The following is a 17,489-nucleotide window of genomic DNA, read 5'->3' as shown; positions in this document are numbered from 1 at the left end:
GAAGCACAGTGCCATTATTTGTTTGCGGGTCGGAGTTTTACCCTTGTCACGCGTGTCCGCTGTACGTTTCAGCCATTTCCTACCGTCGCTGCTGCTGTTGCTGGCCGGGCTCTCGGCTGCGTACGTCAAGGACCTCAGCGTCTTCTTCACCTCGCTGTTCAACGTACTGCCCACCCTGGTTCTGCTGCTCGGTGGCGCTTACTGCGCGGTGTATCGACGCCAACGTGAACTGTTCCTGATGGTCACGGTGTACGTCGCCTATTTCCTGCTGGACACCCAGACCGACTTCTACCGCGACAATGGCCGCGTGCGTGAAGACGCTGCGGTGGTGTTCCACCTGTGTTGCCTGCTGTTGCCCTTGCTGTTCAGCATTTATGCGCTGTGGCAGGAAAAAACCCATCTGTTTCGTGACTTCGTCGCCCGCTGCGCGGTGCTGCTGGCGGTGGGCAGTGTGGCGCTGGCCCTGGAGCAAAGTTTTCCCCAGGCCTTGCTGGGCTGGTTGGCGGAGATCCGTTGGCCGATGCTGCATGGCGCCTGGATGAGCCTGATCCAACTCTCGTACCCAATGTTCCTGATCGGCTTTCTCACCCTGGCCGCTCAATACTGGTACCAGCCGCGCCCGCTGCACGCCGCACAACTGGTGGGGCTGCTGGGCATGTTCTGGATGTTGCCGCAAACTTTCATCCTGCCGTTCACCCTCAACATCATGTGCAGCCAAGTGATGCTGATGATCGCTGCGGGCGTGGCGCACGAGGCGTATCAAATGGCGTTCCGTGATGAACTCACCGGCTTGCCGGGGCGCCGTGCCCTCAACGAGCGCATGCAGCGGCTAGGTCGCAACTATGTGCTGGCGATGAGCGACGTCGATCACTTCAAGCGTTTCAATGACACCCACGGCCACGACGTGGGCGACCAGGTGCTGCGCCTGGTGGCGAGCAAGTTGTCCAAGGTCAATGGAGGCGGGCGGGCCTACCGTTACGGCGGTGAAGAGTTTGCCGTGGTGTTTGCCGGCAAGACCCTGGATGAGTGCATGCCGCACCTGGAGGAGATCCGCGAGATCATCGCCAGCTACGACATCAAGTTGCGCAACCCGGACCGCCCCCAGGACGATCATCAAGGCCGCCAGCGCCGTGCCGGCAGCGGCGCGTCCAGTGTGTCGGTGACGGTAAGCATCGGCGTGGCCGAGCGCCAGGCCGAGCAACGCAGCCCCGACGAGGTACTCAAATCCGCCGACCAGGCGCTTTACACCGCCAAGGGCGCGGGGCGTAACTGTGTGGTCGCAGCCGGGCAAACCCGCCGTGGCGCGGTGCGCATGGAGAGCGCTGCCGGTTGAGTAATGGCGCTGTATTCAGCAGCGCTACAGTGATTGTCCACGGCCATGGCCGGCAGTAGGTTAACCCTATCTGCTGCCGGAGACATTGCCATGCCTGAGTACAAAGCTCCCCTGCGCGACATGCGCTTTCTGATCGACAACGTATTCGATTTCCACGGCCACTACGCGGCCCTGGGCGCCACGGATGCCAGCCCGGACATGGTCAGTGCGATCCTCGAAGAAGGCGCCAAATTCTGCGAAAACGTACTCGCGCCGCTCAATCGCAGCGGCGATGAAGAGGGCTGCCATTTCGATAATGGCGTGGTGACCACGCCCAAAGGCTTCAAGCAAGCCTTTGCCCAGTATGTGGACGGCGGCTGGCACGGCGTGGCGGCAGACCCAGCCTACGGTGGCCAGGGCCTGCCCCATTCCCTGGGCCTGGTGCTGAGCGAGATGATCGGTTCCAGCAACACCTCCTGGGGCATGTACCCTGGCCTGACCCACGGTGCCATGTCCGCCATCCACGCCCACGGCACCGACGAACAGAAAGCCACTTACCTGAGCAAACTCACCGCCGGCGAATGGACCGGTACCATGTGCCTGACCGAAGCCCACTGCGGCACCGACCTGGGCTTGATCAAGACCCGCGCCGTACCGCAGGCAGACGGCAGTTACGCGGTCACCGGCAGCAAGATCTTCATCTCGGCCGGCGAGCACGACATGAGCGCCAATATCATCCACCTGGTGCTGGCCAAACTGCCGGATGCGCCGGAGGGCACCAAGGGCATTTCGTTGTTTATCGTGCCCAAGTTCCATGCCGACTCCGGCGAGCGCAATGCGGTGCACTGCGGCTCCATCGAACACAAGATGGGCATCAAGGCCTCGGCCACCTGCGTGTTGAACTTCGATGGCGCCAAAGGCTATTTGATTGGCGAGGCGAACAAGGGCCTCAACTGCATGTTCACCATGATGAACCACGCACGCCTGGGCACCGGCATGCAGGGCCTGTGCAACGGCGAGGCGAGCTTCCAGGGCGCGATCAAGTACGCCAATGACCGTTTGCAGATGCGCTCGCTGACCGGCGCCAAGGCTCCGGAGAAAGCTGCCGACCCGATCATCGTGCACGCCGATGTACGCCGCATGCTGCTGACCATGAAAGCCTTCAACGAGGGCAACCGCGCGTTGACCTATTTCACCGCGCAACTGCTCGATACCGCGCACCTGGGCCGCGACGCTGGCCAACGCCAGGAAGCCGAGGACCTGTTAGCCTTCCTCACGCCGATCTGTAAAGCCTTCATGACCGAAACCGGCCTGGAGGTGACCAACCACGGCATGCAGGTATTCGGTGGCCATGGCTATATTCGAGAGTGGGGCATGGAGCAACTGGCCCGTGACGCACGGATTGCGCCGATCTATGAAGGCACCAACGGCATCCAGGCCCTCGACCTGCTTGGGCGCAAGGTCCTGGGCAGCCAGGGCAAGTTGCTGCGTGGGTTTACCAAGATTGTGCATAAGTTCTGCGCGGCCAATGCCGAGCATGCGCAACTCAAGGCCCATGTGGCGCAACTCAATGAACTGAACCAGCAATGGGGCGAACTGACCCTGAAGGTCGGCACGGCAGCGATGAAAAACCCTGACGAAGTGGGCGCGGCGGCCATGGATTACCTGATGTACAGCGGTTACATCATCCTCGCCTACCTGTGGTTGCGTATGGCGATCGCGGCGCACGGCCACGACGACCAAGAGTTTGCCCAGGCGAAGCTTGCGACCTGCGACTTTTATTTCAAGCGCTTGTTGCCGCGTACGGCCATGCACCGTGCTGCGGTAGAGGCAGGGAGCGAATGCCTGATGAAATTACCAGCGCAGGCCTTCGCACTGTAGAGGTCACTGATTGTTCGGGGCAAAATGTGGGAGCGGGCTTGCCCGCGAATGCGCTGATCCAGTCAAAGATGTACCGACTGGCACGCCGCATTCGCGACCAAGGCCGCTCCCACAATGAGTTTATGTGACTTATAAATACTTAGCGGTCACGAACTGACCCTATGTGTCTGAAAAGTTGTTCGGGTACACTCGACGTCTGTAAAACCGATCCTATCGAATTACTTTTCACGTTCTCACGAGGTTTGCCATGGCTGATTACAAAGCGCCGTTGCGTGATATGCGCTTCGTCCTCAACGAAGTGTTTGAGGTCGCTAATACTTGGGCCCAGTTACCGGCATTGGCAGACAGCGTTGACGCCGAAACCGTCGAAGCGATCCTGGAAGAGGCCGGCAAAGTCACCGCCAAATCCATTGCCCCGCTCAGCCGCGGCGGCGATGAGCAAGGCTGCCACTGGGCGGACGGCGCCGTGACGACTCCCGACGGTTTCCCCCAGGCCTACAGCACCTACGCCGAAGGCGGCTGGGTCGGTGTGGGCGGCGACCCGACCTACGGCGGTATGGGCATGCCCAAGGCCGTGTCGGCGCAGGTTGAAGAGATGATCAACTCGTCGAGCCTGGCTTTCGGCCTGTACCCGATGTTGACCTCCGGCGCCTGTGTATCGATCAACACCCACGCCAGTGAAGAACTCAAGGCTACCTACCTGCCGAAGATGTATTCCGGTGAGTGGGCCGGTTCCATGTGCCTGACGGAAGCCCATGCCGGTACCGACCTGGGCATGATCCGCACCAAGGCCGAGCCTCAGGCGGACGGCTCCTACAAGGTCAGCGGCACCAAGATCTTCATTACCGGTGGCGAGCACGACCTCACCGAAAACATCATCCACCTGGTGCTGGCCAAACTGCCGGACGCACCGGCCGGGCCCAAGGGCATCTCGCTGTTTCTGGTGCCGAAGTTCCTGGTAAATGCCGATGGCAGCCTGGGCGCGCGTAACCCGGTAAATTGCGGCTCCATTGAACACAAGATGGGCATCCAGGCCTCCGCTACCTGTGTGATGAACTTCGACGAAGCCGTGGGTTACCTGGTCGGTGAGCCCAACCGTGGCTTGGCGGCGATGTTCACCATGATGAACTATGAGCGCCTGGGTGTTGGCATTCAGGGCTTGGCGTCGGGTGAGCGGTCCTATCAGAACGCGATTGAATATGCCCGCGACCGTCTGCAGAGCCGTTCCCCGCTGGGCGCGCAGGCCAAGGACAAGCCGGCAGACCCGATCATCGTGCATCCGGATGTCCGCCGCATGTTGCTGACCATGAAGGCGGCGAACGAAGGCGGCCGGGCGTTCTCCACCTACGTGGCGACGCAGTTGGACATCGCCAAGTTCAGCGACGATGCCCAGGCGCGCGAGCGTGCCGATAACCTGGTGGCGTTGCTGACGCCGGTGGCCAAGGCGTTCCTCACCGACCTGGGCCTGGAAACCACCGTACTTGGCCAGCAGGTGTTTGGTGGCCACGGTTACATCCGCGAGTGGGGCCAGGAGCAATTGGTGCGTGACGTGCGCATCACTCAGATCTACGAAGGCACCAACGGCATTCAGGCCCTGGATCTGATGGGCCGCAAGATCGTTGGCAGCGGCGGTGCGTTCTATACCTTGTTCGCTGATGAGATCCGCCAGTTCATCGCCGCATCGGGCCCTGAGTTGGCCGAATTCACCAAACCGCTAAGTGCGGCAGTGGATAACCTGGATGAGTTGACGGCCTGGGTGCTGGACCGCGCCAAGAGCAATGCCAATGAAATCGGTGCGGCCTCGGTGGAATACCTGCATGCGTTCGGCTACATGGCCTATGCCTATATGTGGGCGCGCATGGCCAAGGCGGCGTTGGGCAAAGAAGGCGAAGAGGATTTCTACGCCAGCAAACTGGGAACTGCGCGTTTCTACTTTGCCCGACTGTTGCCGCGTATCCACTCGTTGAGTGCATCGGTAAAAGCCGGCAGCGAATCACTGTTCCTGATGGATGAAGCCCTGTTTTAAGGGCGAGGAGGGCGTGTAAGCATTCTCTTACATGACGTGCTGCTAATCGTCCTCTATCGCCACATTGGATCCACGGCTAATCTACTTCACATGGACGTCGCGCAGGAAGCGCAAAGCAACAACACGGACACGTAGGATTCTGCCAGGACGGCGGAGTGAAATGGATGTCAGGGAAACAGTCTGCAAAGCCCCGCTTCGGCGGGGTTTTCTTTTGGTGCGCCAGGCATGGCGCGTTGCGCGCAAGCGCAACCAGCTTGGCTGTGGTGGCCACGCTGGTGACTGGGAGGTGAAAGTCCTCTACACACCCGGCAAGGGGAAGTGTTAGCCAGAGGCAAGGGTGTCGCGGGTGACTGCGAATCTGAAGGAAGCCCGAGGCAAAATGCTGGCCTGACGAACAGGAAGCGGATAGAGGCGGCGCAGCGGGGTAAGAAGGCCAAAATCTTCAAAGCCCAATACTTGCACGGAACGCTGTGACGTAGATCCGACAGGCATAAGCAGGAAGGTCGCGCGAATTACCCTGGGAGATCTGCACGTTTGCCAGTGTGCTACCGAGCGTCGAGAGGCGATGGGATGAGCGTGCAGAAGTCAGCCGAAGCCGTAGTAAGTGGCGAATAACCGCGCCACCAAGGGCCGAACAGGTTATGCCGCCAGTAGGCGTCAGAGTCTCGTTGAATACCGAAATGCAGAAATTTCTCCAAGAGAAGACTGTGACTCCGAGTCCCGGACAGAATCCGAGGATGACGGCTGACAGCGCAAAGGTATCGACGGCATCTGTGACGTGGACGAACGCGGAGCCGGACACGCTGATGGCGCGGGTGCTTGCACCGGCCAACCTCAGACGTGCGTATCAGCGCGTGGTCAGCAACAAGGGCGCGCCGGGTGCCGATGGCATGACGGTCGACGACTTGGCGGACTACGTGAATCAGTATTGGCCGATCCTCCAGAGGAGGTTGCTGGCCGGCGAATACCACCCGCAAGGTGTACGCGCCGTCGACATCCCCAAACCCAAAGGCGGCACCCGACAACTGGGCATTCCCTGCGTCGTGGATCGCCTGATCCAACAGGCACTGCTGCAACAGCTCACGCCGATCTTCGACCCGCTGTTTTCGGATTACAGCTACGGCTTCCGTCCGGGCAGAAGCGCCCACCAAGCCATCGAGACAGCCCGCGCCCATGTGGCGGCAGGGCATCGCTGGTGCGTGGAACTCGATCTTGAGAAATTCTTTGACCGGGTCAACCACGATCTCCTGATGGCGTACGTGGCGCGCCAAATCGTAGATAAACGCGTGCTCAGACTGATCCGGCGGTACCTCCAAGCCGGTGAGATGTCGGGTGGGATCGCCAGCCGACGGCAGGAAGGGACGCCGCAAGGCGGCCCGCTCTCGCCGTTGCTGTCGAACATCCTGCTCAACGAACTCGACCGCGAGCTGGAACGGCGGGGTCATCGCTTCGTGCGTTATGCCGACGATGCGAACATCTATGTGCGCAGCCCTCGTGCTGGCGAACGAGTGATGGCCAGTGTTGAGCGCTTCCTGAATCAGCGCCTGAAACTAACGCTGAATCGGGATAAGAGCCGAGTAGCCGGGTCTTGGATGTGTGATTACTTGGGTTACGGGATGAGCTGGCATCAGCAACCGAGACTGAGAGTGGCGACGATGAGCCTGGGTCGCTTGCGCGACCGGCTCAGAGAGCTGCTACGTAAAGCGCGGGGCCACAAGGTGGCGACTGTCATCGAGCGGATAAACCCCGTGCTGCGCGGATGGGCGGGCTACTTCAAGCTGAGCCAGAGCAGACGGCCACTTGAGGAATTGGACGGCTGGGTGCGTCACAAGCTTCGCTGTATCGTCTGGCGTCAATGGAAGCGGCCCTCTACGAGGGCGCGCAACTTGATACGCTTGGGACTTAATGCGGCGCGGGCGTGGAAATCGGCAGTCAATGGCCGAGGCCCATGGTGGAACTCGGGAGCGCCCCATATGAATCAGGCGTTGCCGAAGAAGCTGTGGGACCGCCTCGGGCTGGTCTCGATACTGGATACGATAAACCGACTTAACCGTATAACCTGAACCGCCGTATACGGAACCGTACGTACGGTGGTGTGAGAGGACGGCGGATGTGAATCCGCCTCCTACTCGATCCCGCGAAAAAGTCAGGCGGTTGTCGACGGGGCATTCATCACGTCTTCCAGCAGGGTGCGCAGCAACGCCACCGTCGCCTGCTGGCGTTGCACATCGCGGCATACCAATCCTACTTTCAGCGGTACCCTGGGCTCGCTCAAGGGTTTCCACAGCAGCGCCTTGCTGTTGTGTTCATCCTGGGACCGCCCAGGCAGCACGGTCGCCAAACGGGTGTGAGGCAGGCTGTCGAGAATGCCCACCATGGTATTGAGTTCCGCCTGCACTTGCGGACGCCGCCCGAGGTTGGACAGTTGGCCTTGCCAGATCTGCCGAACCTGAAACTCTTCCCCCAGCAGCAACATCGGTAATTCGGCGGCTTGTTTGAGCGAGACTTTCTTGAACTCGCGCAACGGATGATCTTCGGGTATCACCACCTTCAACTCGTCTTCATACAGCAACACGCCGTGCAGGCCCGGCTGACGGGGTGGCAGATAGCTGATGCCGATATCGAGTGAGCCATTGAGCAACCGCCGCTCAATCTCAAGCCCGGTCAGCTCGTAGATCTGCACCACCAGATGGGGCTGGGCCTTGCGCACGCGCTCAAGCATCTGCGGTACCAGGCTGGTGTGCACGGTTTGCAGCACGCCGATGGCCAGGGTGCGCATGGCCTGGCCCTTGAAGTTGCGCAGTGCCTCCACGGCTTGCTGCATCCCATCAATGAGCGGCAACGCGTGGTTGTATAAAGTGTGCGCCGCCAGCGTTGGCAGCAGACGCTTGCTGCTACGTTCGAACAGACTTACATCAAGGTTCTGTTCCAGTTGGCGAATCTGTTGCGACAACGCTGGCTGGGAGATCGACAGACGCTCCGCGGCACGGCCTACATGGCCTTCCTCATACACCGCGACGAAATAACGCAGTTGCTTGAAATCCATAAGGTTTGCTTATCGAAAAAGCTGGAAAATCGAAATGGCCGCTGGCCCCCGAGGCGCCTAGTCTAGCGCCTATTCGCAGGGCTTACAGGGCCGGATCGGACAATGAACAGCGTTTTTGTTGATAGCGTTTACATAGGCAACGCAAAAAATCTGAAGGCCTTATTGGCAGGCGGCATCGACCAAGGTCAGGTTGCCAACGGAGGTGAAGTGTGAACTTGTTCCGTCGCTTCGCGCCGAGTCTGGATGACCTGCTTGTGCATGCCCCGCGTGCAGAGGTTTCCAGCCAGTGCCTGATGCCCACTGTGGCGCGCCCGCCCCAGGTGTTTGTGCAGGGGCAGGGCTCCTGGCTTTCGGACGCTGACGACCGCGCCTATCTGGATTTCAGTCAAGGCGGCGGCGCCAACAGCCTGGGCCACAGTCCTCAGGCCGTGCGCGACGCCATTGCCGAACAGATGCACACCGTGATCAACCCTGGCCTGGGTTTGCACAACCGCGCGCAACTGGACCTCGTCGACCGTCTGTGCCACCACACCGGCAGTGATCAGGCCTACTTGCTCAACACGGGTGCCGAAGCCTGTGAAGCGGCCATCAAGTTGGCACGCAAGTGGGGCCAGCTGCATCGTGGCGGCGCTTACCACATCCTCACGGTAAGCAATGGCTGCCACGGCCGGAGCCTTGGGGCGATGTCGGCGTCGGCCATGGCCTGCGAAAACCGGTTCGAACCGCAGCTGCCAGGTTTCAGCCAGGTGCCGTTTAACGATCTGCCGGCCCTGCATGCAGCGGTCGATGCGCAGACCGTCGCCATCATGCTGGAGCCGATACAAAGCGGCGGCGGTGTCGTCCCTGCGACAGAACATTACCTCAAAGGCGTCGAACGCCTGTGCCGTGAGCTCGGGATCCTGCTGATCTTCGACGAAGTGCAAACCGGTATCGGCCGCTGCGGCAGCCTGCTCGCCGAACAGCAATACGGCGTGCGCGCCGACATCATTGCCCTGGGCAAAGGCCTGGGCGGCGGTGTGCCCTTGGCGGCGCTGGTGGCGCGTGGTAATGCCTGTTGCTTCGAACCGGGCGAGCTGGACGGTACACATCACGGCAATGCACTGATGGCATCTGCGGGTATCGCCGTACTCGACGCTCTATTGGAGAACGGCTTTCTCGAGCACCTACGTGAATCTGGCTTGTACCTGGCAGAAGGCCTTGCCCGGCTGGCCTACCGTTACGACCATGGGCCCTTGCGCGGCAACGGGCTGCTTTGGGGCCTGACACTGTCGGACGATTGCGCCGCAGCAGTGGTCAAGGCCGCGCTGCACGAAGGCCTGATTCTCACTGCCTCACAACCTGACTGCCTGCGCTTTACCCCTGCGCTGAACATCAGCAAAACCCACATCGACGAAATGCTGCTGCGGCTTGCCCGCGCCTTTTCTCGGGTGCGCACCGCTCAAGTGCAATGCCGCAAGGGCATCGCCGTTTGACCCCAGTTTCCTGAACCGTCTCGCGGCATACGCGGCGCCTCCAGCCTGATTCTTTTGGCTGGGGGCGTTTTTTTGTCTGGGTAATTTCTGGTGTGAAAACGTTGATTGAGCCTCCCTGGGAACAGTGGTTTCTTAGCGGACGTCGGCAAGGACCGCCGATGGGGCACAGCGTGCTCGACTTTTAATCTATACCACTGGGTGGTATGTTTTTGGGAAGGGACCTCCATGAAGCTCAGGTTGTTTAAAACACGGCGATTTGCCGAGGCGGCCAACAAAGCCTGGATCTGCGATTCGGAGTTGAGGGAGGCGTTTGGCGAAATGCTGAGGGGGCAGGCAGATAATCTGGGCGGTGGTGTCTGGAAAAAACGCCTCAATCAAAATCGACATCGTTCAATCATATTGGCCAAGGGTAGGCACTATTGGGTTTATCAGTTGCTGTTCGCGAAGAAGGATCAAGGCAACATTACGCAGAGCGAACTTGTTTGGTTTCGATCACTGGCCAAAACTTATGAAAGGTTAAACGAAGCACAGATTCAGCAAATGCTGGATCTCAAGGAGTTTGTGGAGATACATCATGACCAAGAAGTATAAAAGCGAGGCGTTTGAGTCCATTCACCAGTCAGCCAAGGCACTTCATGCTGTCGGCGCCATCAGCAAAACCACTCTGCGAGAATATGATGAGGCGTGCTTATCCATGCCAGACCAAATACCTGCCGAACAGATCAAGCAACTACGTGAAAGCAGCCATGTCAGCCAACCTGTGTTCGCCCGCTACCTGAACACCAGCGCGTCCACCGTCAAAAAATGGGAGTCGGGAGAGAAACGGCCTAGCGGCATGGCGCTCAAATTATTGAGCATCGTGCAAAAGCATGGCCTGCAGATTCTGGCCTGAGATGGCCCAATGCCAGAATCCACTGAACCCTCACGAACCGCCAAGGTCGATTAGCTACACGGCTCACACGAGCCGATTTTCTGGAGCTGACCCATGGACATCATTCGTATCATCATCGCCATTCTGCTGCCGCCATTGGGTGTGTTCCTACAAGTAGGTTTCGGCGGTGCCTTCTGGCTGAATATCCTGCTGACCCTGTGCGGTTACTTCCCGGGCATCATCCACGCGGTGTACATCATCGCCAAGCGTTGAGGCGCTCAGCCTTTTGCAATGAGCCTTGAGTTGCGCTCATTGCGAAAGGCCAGTTGCTCGATGGTCTGGGTGGCCTGTTCGGCTTCTTCCCGCGCCTGAAGGATGATGCCGTGCTGCTCGGATTTGCTGCATACCGGGTCGGCGTTGCTGGCGTCACCGGTGAGCATGAAGGCCTGGCAACGGCAGCCGCCGAAATCCTTTTCTTTTTCGTCGCATGATCGGCACGGCTCGGGCATCCAGTCGTAGCCACGAAAGCGATTGAAGCCAAACGAGTCGTACCAGATGTGCTGCATGCTGTGGTCGCGCACATTGGGAAACTGCACGGGCATTTGCCTTGCGCCGTGACAAGGCAGGGCGGTGCCGTCGGGTGTGACTGTCAGGAAGATGCTGCCCCAGCCGTTCATGCACGCTTTGGGGCGCTCCTCGTAATAATCCGGTGTCACGAAGATCAGCTTGCACGGGTGGCCTTCGGCTTCCAGTTTGGCGCGGTACTCATTGGTGATGCGTTCGGCGCGCACCAGTTGCTCGCGGGTGGGCAGCAAACCCACGCGATTGAGCTGTGCCCAGCCGTAGAACTGGCAAGTGGCGAGCTCGACGAAATCTGCTTCCAGCGCAATGCACAGCTCGATGATGCGGTCGATCTTGTCGATATTGTGCCGATGGGTGACGAAGTTCAGCACCATCGGGTAGCCGTGGGCTTTCACGGCTCGGGCCATTTCCAGTTTTTGCGCGAAGGCTTTTTTGGAGCCGGCCAGCAGGTTGTTCACCTGTTCGTCACTGGCCTGGAAGCTGATCTGGATATGGTCCAGGCCGGCTTTCTTGAAGTCGCTGATTTTTTGTTCGGTGAGGCCGATGCCAGAGGTGATCAGGTTGGTGTAGAAACCCAGCTTGCGAGCCTCGCCGATCAGTTCGGCCAAGTCCTGGCGCACCAGCGGCTCACCGCCGGAAAACCCCAGCTGCGCAGCACCCATTTCACGGGCTTCGCGAAATACCTTGATCCATTGTTCGGTGCTCAACTCCTTGCCCTGCTCGGCGAAATCCAGCGGGTTGGAGCAATACGGGCACTGCAACGGGCAGCGATAGGTCAGCTCGGCCAGCAGCCACAGCGGTAGGCCGATGGCGGGTTTTTCAGGCAAGGGTGATCCAGTGCTCAGCACGGGCGACCTCCATGAATTGCTCGATGTCGTCACCCAGCTCCGGTACGCCGGGGAACTGCTTGTCCAGCTCGGCAATGATGGCCGCCACGTCGCGCTCGCCGTCGATCAGGCCGCCGATCAATGCGGCGCTGTCGTTGAGCTTGATCATGCCTTCGGGGTAGAGCAACACGTGGCCTTTCTGTGCAGGCTCGTACTGGTAGCGATAGCCCTGGCGCCAGGTCGGTTTTTTGCTGCGATCAAAGCTCATAGGGTAATCCCTTTATGCCATACCCGCTGTTCGGTCACGCTGTGATACGGCGGGCGTTTGAGTTCGTAGGCCATGCTCATGGCGTCCAGCATGCTCCAGAGGATGTCCAGTTTGAACTGGAGAATGTCCAGCATGCGCTCCTGCCCCTCGCGGGTGGTGTAGTGCTGCAGGGTGATCGCCAAGCCGTGTTCCACATCGCGCCGGGCCTGGCCCAGGCGGGTGCGGAAGTACTCGTAACCGGCCGGGTCGATCCACGGGTAGTGCTGCGGCCAACTATCGAGGCGCGACTGGTGGATTTGCGGCGCGAACAGCTCGGTCAGCGAGCTGCTGGCGGCTTCCTGCCAGCTGGCGCGGCGGGCGAAGTTGACATAGGCGTCCACGGCGAAGCGTACGCCGGGCAGCACCAACTCTTGGGAGCGCAGTTGATCGGGGTCCAGGCCCACAGCCTGGCCCAGGCGCAGCCAGGCTTCGATACCGCCGTCTTCACCGGGCACGCCGTCGTGGTCGAGCAGGCGCTGGATCCATTCGCGACGGATTTCACGGTTTGGGCAGTTGGCCAGGATCGCCGCGTCTTTCAGCGGGATATTCACTTGATAGTAGAAGCGATTGGCGACCCAGCCCTGGATCTGCTCACGGCTGGCGCGGCCTTCGTACATCGCCACATGGTAGGGGTGATGGATATGGTAGAAGGCGCCCTTGGCGCGCAGGGCGGCTTCGAACTCAGCCTTGCTCAACGGTGTGTCGGTCATTTCGATCGCTCCTACAATTCAATGCTCATGCCGTCGTAAGCCACTTCGACATTGCGCCGCACCAGCTCCGCTCGCTCGGGGGAGTCTTCATCGAGGATCGGGTTGGTGTTGTTGATGTGGATAAGCACTTTGCGCTGTTTGGGCAGTTGCTCGAGCACTTCAAGCATGCCGCCGGGGCCGTTCTGTGCCAGGTGGCCCATCTCACGCCCGGTGCGGGTGCCGACGCCACGGCGCTGCATTTCATCGTCGTCCCACATCGTGCCGTCCACCAGCAGGCAGTCACTGCCGGCCATGATGTCCAGCAGCGGTGCGTCGACCTTGCCCAGGCCCGGGGCGTAGAACAATTTGCCGCCGGTGCGCAGGTCTTCGACGATCAGGCCAATGTTGTCACCGGGGTGCGGGTCGAAACGGTGCGGCGAATAGGGCGGTGCGGCGCTGCGCAACGGCAGCGGGGTGAAGCGCAGGTTGGGGCAGGCCGGGATGGTGAAGCTGGCGTCCAACTCGATGCGGTTCCAGGCCAGGCCACCGTTCCAGTGGGTCAGCATGGTGAACAACGGGAAACCGGTGCTCAGGTCTTCGTGGACCATGTCGGTGCACCACACCTGATGCGGGCAGCCTTCGCGCAGGCTCAGCAGGCCAGTGGTGTGGTCGATCTGGCTGTCCATCAGGATGATTGCGCTGATGCCGGTATCGCGCAGGGCGCGGCCCGGTTGCATGGGCGCAAAGCCCTGGAGTTGCGCGCGGATATCCGGCGAGGCATTGCAGAGCACCCAATTCACGCCATCGTCGGAGATCGCGATGGACGACTGGGTACGCGCGTGGGCCCGCAGGCTGCCATCGCGAAAACCTGCGCAGTTCACGCAGTTGCAGTTCCACTGCGGGAAGCCACCGCCGGCGGCGGAACCTAGAATCTGGACAAACATGATCGCTCCATCAAGCACAGCTCAAAACAAAAACGCCCCGGGCGAACCGAGGCGTTGTATCACTCAGCCAATCAACGGCTGGCGAAGTACATGGTGACTTCGAAACCAATACGCAGATCAGTGTAAGCAGGTTTGGACCAGGTCATATTCTTACTCCTATCAAGGGATGGGACGTTCACTACCAAGTAATACATATAGTCCACCTCCTGTTGGAGATGTTCAGATATTGCTGCGCAATGTTACGCAATTTTATTCAAGTTAGCGCTGTCTCGGTGGAGAAAGCCTGTTGCAGGGTTGGCAATGATCACGGCGCTGCTTGCCAGTCGTCGCTGATACGCGGCCCGTTGGCCACGCATTGCCAGCCGCCTGCCGCGTCATTGAGTTGTTGCGCGGCGCGCTGCACATCCTCGCGTGTGCACGCTTGGATCAACTGTTGAAGCTGATCCAGATAACCCGACGAATGACCTGCCAGGTGCGCATGCCACAGCAAGTCGGCAGCTTCGTTGATGGGCAGCGTCTGGGCCGCGAACTGCTGTGCGAGGGCCTGGTTACCCAAGTCGGGGCTGCGTTCGATCAACGACGGCAGTTGCCCCAGGAAGGCCTGCAACTGTTGGACGATGCCGTCCAGGGAGGCGCTCGGCGATTGCACCCCAAACAGCAGGCCGGTTTGGCCGTTGATATGTCGGATGCCGCTGAACACGGCGTAGCCGATTTGCAGTTCGACTCTCAAACGCTGGTAGAACAGCCCCTGGAGCACGTGCCCGAGCAACCGCCAGTGGGCTTCATCGGCGAGGGATTGAGTCGGCGTTGGGCAAAATAGCAGTAGCGCTGCTTCGCTGGATTCGGTGCTGACTGCGTGCCAGCGCTTTCGTCCGTCAAGGGACTGAGGTGTAGAAGGCACGCTTGCCGGTTGCCCAGGCAGCCGGACCGCTGCGGCTTTGATCGCGGCTTCACAGGCGGGTGGCAGGCCTGCGCCCAGCGCCTGCCAGCGCGCGGTAGCCCATGATGCTGTCGTCTCCTGAGGCTGGGGCTGAACACCCGCGCAGCAAGCGGGCAACGCCTTGAGCAGTTCCCGGATGGCGATCATCGGCACGGGAGCGGTCGGTGGCAAAGGTTCATCCGAGTCACTCAGACACCGCGCCAACGCTTCGAGCACCGCCGGCATGGGCTCGTGGAGGCCGTGCATCTTCACCTGCCAATCCGTGGCGCAGGTTTCGCAAGACAACTCGACGCCGGCCTGGCGTGCCTGCTCGCGCAACGGCCGCAACAGACTTTCCAGCCCGCTGGGTACCGCCGAGTCAAACCGCCAGTGCAGGTACAGCGCGCCTTCGCCAGTGTCATCCGCCAACGCCTGGCTGAAGGTCAACGCTGACAGCTCCCGTCGGCCCCGTGAGCGATCCTGGGCAAAGGTGCGCAAGCCACGGTGGGCGCTGGTTTGGCCACGAATCAGGCCAGCGCGTTCTTCCTTGGCGGGCGCACGAAGCAAGGGGTTATTGGGCGGCAGTTGCCAAGGGTGCCGGGAGGCGGGCAGGTGCAGTGAATCGAGTATGGCCTTGAGGGCAACGACGCCTTGTTCCGACAGGTCTTGGGCATCGTTGCGCGCCAACGCCAGGGCGCCTTGGACCTGTTGCTGGCGAGCATTGAGCAAGGCGAACTCTTCGCGTAACGCTGTCCAGTCGCTGTGTGCGAAGAAACCCAGCCAGTCGTGCAGCAACTCTTCAATCTGCGTAGCCGGTTCGCGTTCGCTGGCGAGGGTGAAGTCTATATCCAGCACGGCTTGATCCGCGAATTGGTACAGCACGGACGCCTGCAGCGCGGTGGCGAGTCGTCGCGCTTGCAGTTCAGCGAGCAACCCGCCGGGGGCCGAGGCGTTGAGCCAGGTGCAGAGAAACGCCAGCGCTTCCCGTGGCGCGTTACACGTAATGACCTGATGCAGGTGTTGGCCGGCGACGTGCTGATAACGGCGCGCCGGGCCATGCATCAAGGCCGGTGGAGCGGCCTGCGGGTGCAATGGGCCGGGCGTCAGTTGGTCACTGAACTGCTGGGCCAAGGCCTGCAGGTCGGCCAGCGATTGTGGACCGGCGAGGCTCAGGGTCATCTGCCCGCTTTGATAAAAGCGTGCGTGGAACCCTCGCAAGGCGTGCTGAAACTCGTCGCTTTCCACCGGCAGGCTGTCGCGGTTGCCGGCATGAAAACCTCGTAGAGGATGATCCGCCGCCAAGCCTTGCAGCAGCGCCACTTGCTGTTGGGCCTTGGCATCCTGGGACCAGGCGATGAACTCCGCCTCCAGCACTTCGCGTTCACGTTGTTGATCGTCGAGGGCCAGGCGCGGGTGAGCCAGCATATCCGCCAAACGCGCCAGCCCGTCTGCAAAAGCCGGCACCGGCAGTTCAAAGAAGAACTCGGTGGTGCGCTCACGGGTGCTGGCGTTGACCTGCCCACCGTGGCGCTGCACGTAGGCCATCAGCCCTTCGCCGACTGGGAAACGTTCGGTACCGAGAAACAACAAGTGCTCAAGAAAATGCGCCAGGCCAGGCCAGGCCAATGGCACGTCATGGCTGCCGGCAGCCACGTGTAAAACGGCGGCGCAGCGCTTCAAGCGTGGCGCATGGCGCAGGCAAACCCGCAGGCCATTAGCGAGAGTCAGGTGAAGGGGATGAGGGTGAACCGGCGCAGGCATGGGCACTTCCGAGGCGTGGGAAGTGCCTATGCTAGCAAACCCAATGGGTCAGGGCTTGTGCAGTGCGCCGTAGAGTTCGGCGCGACGGTCTTGCAGGTAGTGGTTGGCGGCGCGGGCGTCGACAATAGATTGGCGCTCCAGGGTGCCGACGATCAAGGCTTCAACCAGGCCGGCCTGGGCAATTCGCTGGCCGTCCGGCGCGGCAATGCTGCTTTGCCCGCAGTAGTGAATCTCGCCTTCGTGCCCGCAATAGTTGGCATAGGCCACGAAGCATTGGTTTTCAAAGGCTCGCGCCCGCACGGTGACGTCGGCAACGAAGTCGAACGGCACCATATTAGCGGTGGGCACCAGAATCAGTTCGGCACCGGCGAGGGCCAGGCGCCGGGTGTTTTCCGGAAACTCCAGGTCGTAGCAAATCAGCATGCCCACCTTCCACCCGTTCAATTCCACCACCGGGAAATCATCGGGGCCGGCGCTGAACATTGAGTGGTCAAGATCGCCAAACAAGTGGGTCTTGCGGTAGTTGCACAGGCGCTTGCCCTGGGCGTCGATCAACTGCACGGCGTTGTAGACCTGGCCGTCTTCGGCCCGCTCCGGGTAGCCATACAGGATCGCCAGCCCGGCACTTTGCGCCAGTTCGGCAATCGCCTGCGCCGATGGCCCATCCTGTGCCTCTGCCAGTGCGCCAACGGCTTCGGCGCCAATGTTATAGCCGCTGAGAAACATCTCTGGCAGCACCAGCACATCGGCGCCGTGTGCCTCATGGGCCAGTTGATGCAGGCGCTGCAGGTTAGCGGCCACATTCAGCGGCAGCGGCGGGCATTGGTACAGGGCGACACGCATGCTCAACTC

16 protein-coding genes are annotated in these 17,489 nt (G+C 60.7%); 8 read left to right on the top strand and 8 right to left on the bottom strand.

Annotated features, from left to right (window positions below; all coding sequences use genetic code 11):
* Positions 1–43 precede the first annotated feature (43 nt).
* From RHM69_RS18435 to ltrA, 4 genes are all read left to right on the top strand, one after another.
* Complete coding sequence (locus RHM69_RS18435) at positions 44–1,333, top strand: sensor domain-containing diguanylate cyclase (protein ID WP_014720203.1); 1,290 nt, start codon at positions 44–46, stop codon at positions 1,331–1,333.
* A 90-nt stretch (positions 1,334–1,423) separates the two neighbouring features.
* Entirely contained in the window at positions 1,424–3,193 is a 1,770-nt protein-coding gene (locus RHM69_RS18430; RefSeq protein ID WP_200645891.1) for an acyl-CoA dehydrogenase C-terminal domain-containing protein, read from the top strand.
* Between the two features lie 247 nt (positions 3,194–3,440).
* The gene (locus RHM69_RS18425; protein ID WP_060766712.1) at positions 3,441–5,219 is read left to right on the top strand and encodes an acyl-CoA dehydrogenase C-terminal domain-containing protein; all 1,779 of its coding nucleotides are present in this window, start codon (positions 3,441–3,443) and stop codon (positions 5,217–5,219) included.
* A gap of 641 nt (positions 5,220–5,860) precedes the next feature.
* Positions 5,861–7,282, top strand: a complete 1,422-nt coding sequence (ltrA, locus tag RHM69_RS18420; RefSeq protein ID WP_011805433.1) for a group II intron reverse transcriptase/maturase — start codon at positions 5,861–5,863, stop codon at positions 7,280–7,282.
* A gap of 83 nt (positions 7,283–7,365) precedes the next feature.
* Here ltrA and RHM69_RS18415 read toward each other — a convergent pair whose 3' ends face one another.
* Positions 7,366–8,265, bottom strand: coding sequence for a LysR family transcriptional regulator (locus RHM69_RS18415; RefSeq protein WP_014720200.1), 900 nt, complete (start codon positions 8,263–8,265; stop codon positions 7,366–7,368).
* Between the two features lie 209 nt (positions 8,266–8,474).
* On the opposite strand from RHM69_RS18415, the gene RHM69_RS18410 reads away from it, so the two are divergent.
* From RHM69_RS18410 to RHM69_RS18395, 4 genes are all read left to right on the top strand, one after another.
* Positions 8,475–9,737 carry an aspartate aminotransferase family protein gene (locus tag RHM69_RS18410; protein ID WP_014720199.1) on the top strand — a complete coding sequence of 421 codons (1,263 nt, stop codon included), beginning with the start codon at positions 8,475–8,477 and terminating at the stop codon, positions 9,735–9,737.
* Between the two features lie 225 nt (positions 9,738–9,962).
* Positions 9,963–10,328 (top strand): type II toxin-antitoxin system RelE/ParE family toxin, encoded by a 366-nt coding sequence (locus tag RHM69_RS18405; protein WP_014720198.1) that lies wholly within the window; start codon positions 9,963–9,965, stop codon positions 10,326–10,328.
* Positions 10,312–10,629 (top strand): helix-turn-helix domain-containing protein, encoded by a 318-nt coding sequence (locus RHM69_RS18400; protein ID WP_014720197.1) that lies wholly within the window; start codon positions 10,312–10,314, stop codon positions 10,627–10,629. The genes RHM69_RS18405 and RHM69_RS18400 overlap by 17 nt, the downstream gene beginning before the upstream one ends.
* A 93-nt stretch (positions 10,630–10,722) precedes the next feature.
* Positions 10,723–10,881: a YqaE/Pmp3 family membrane protein gene (locus tag RHM69_RS18395; RefSeq protein ID WP_003194776.1), complete on the top strand. Its 159-nt coding sequence runs from the start codon at positions 10,723–10,725 to the stop codon at positions 10,879–10,881.
* Positions 10,882–10,886: 5 nt separating this feature from the next.
* Here the strand turns inward: RHM69_RS18395 and pqqE are convergent, their stop codons facing one another.
* From pqqE to RHM69_RS18360, 7 genes are all read right to left on the bottom strand, one after another.
* Positions 10,887–12,017, bottom strand: coding sequence for a pyrroloquinoline quinone biosynthesis protein PqqE (gene pqqE, locus RHM69_RS18390; protein ID WP_019817403.1), 1,131 nt, complete (start codon positions 12,015–12,017; stop codon positions 10,887–10,889).
* A complete protein-coding gene (pqqD, locus tag RHM69_RS18385; protein ID WP_003194772.1) occupies positions 12,010–12,285 on the bottom strand; it encodes a pyrroloquinoline quinone biosynthesis peptide chaperone PqqD in 276 nt (91 codons plus the stop codon). Before pqqD ends, pqqE begins: the two co-directional genes overlap by 8 nt.
* Positions 12,282–13,034 carry a pyrroloquinoline-quinone synthase PqqC gene (gene pqqC, locus RHM69_RS18380; RefSeq protein WP_014720195.1) on the bottom strand — a complete coding sequence of 251 codons (753 nt, stop codon included), beginning with the start codon at positions 13,032–13,034 and terminating at the stop codon, positions 12,282–12,284. Before pqqC ends, pqqD begins: the two co-directional genes overlap by 4 nt.
* Positions 13,035–13,045: 11 nt before the next feature.
* Positions 13,046–13,957: a pyrroloquinoline quinone biosynthesis protein PqqB gene (gene pqqB / locus RHM69_RS18375; RefSeq protein ID WP_014720194.1), complete on the bottom strand. Its 912-nt coding sequence runs from the start codon at positions 13,955–13,957 to the stop codon at positions 13,046–13,048.
* Between the two features lie 71 nt (positions 13,958–14,028).
* Complete coding sequence (pqqA, locus tag RHM69_RS18370) at positions 14,029–14,103, bottom strand: pyrroloquinoline quinone precursor peptide PqqA (RefSeq protein ID WP_003194766.1); 75 nt, start codon at positions 14,101–14,103, stop codon at positions 14,029–14,031.
* 158 nt (positions 14,104–14,261) lie between these two features.
* Complete coding sequence (gene pqqF / locus RHM69_RS18365) at positions 14,262–16,637, bottom strand: pyrroloquinoline quinone biosynthesis protein PqqF (protein WP_014720193.1); 2,376 nt, start codon at positions 16,635–16,637, stop codon at positions 14,262–14,264.
* Positions 16,638–16,685: 48 nt separating this feature from the next.
* Positions 16,686–17,480, bottom strand: coding sequence for a carbon-nitrogen hydrolase family protein (locus RHM69_RS18360; RefSeq protein ID WP_200600076.1), 795 nt, complete (start codon positions 17,478–17,480; stop codon positions 16,686–16,688).
* Between the last annotated feature and the right edge of the window lie 9 nt (positions 17,481–17,489).

It is taken from the genome of Pseudomonas sp. CCI1.1 (assembly GCF_034348165.1).
GTDB lineage: Bacteria > Pseudomonadota > Gammaproteobacteria > Pseudomonadales > Pseudomonadaceae > Aquipseudomonas > Aquipseudomonas paracarnis.
Note: the sequence above shows the minus strand (reverse complement) of the source record. Positions and strands in the feature narration are given on the sequence as shown.